1 protein-coding gene is annotated in these 240 nt (G+C 82.9%); it reads right to left on the minus strand.

Features of this window, described 5'->3' with window-relative positions; genetic code table 11:
- The coding region (locus KVT44_RS56820; RefSeq protein WP_217577145.1) for a hypothetical protein at nucleotides 1-240 on the minus strand (240 nt) is incomplete at both ends.

Below are 240 nucleotides of genomic sequence, written 5' to 3' on the forward strand. Positions count from 1 at the left end.
CCATGCCAGGGTGATGCGGGCCGGGGTGGTGCTCGACGCCGACCACATCCAGCAGGGCGTCCAGGGCATGGGCGGCCGCGGCGGTGGACATGGCCGTGAGGGCGAGGCACGCCGCGGTGGCGAGGGCCAGGCCCGGGCGGGGGGCCAGAGGCGGGGCCAGCAGAGCGGCGGCCCCGCGGGGGGCCGGGCCCGCGCCGGCGAGCGGGCCGCGGCGGCCCGGGACGCCCCGGAAGCCGAGGC

Source organism: Streptomyces sp. GbtcB7 (genome assembly GCF_019091445.1).
Classification (GTDB): Bacteria; Actinomycetota; Actinomycetes; order Streptomycetales; family Streptomycetaceae; genus Streptomyces; species Streptomyces mirabilis.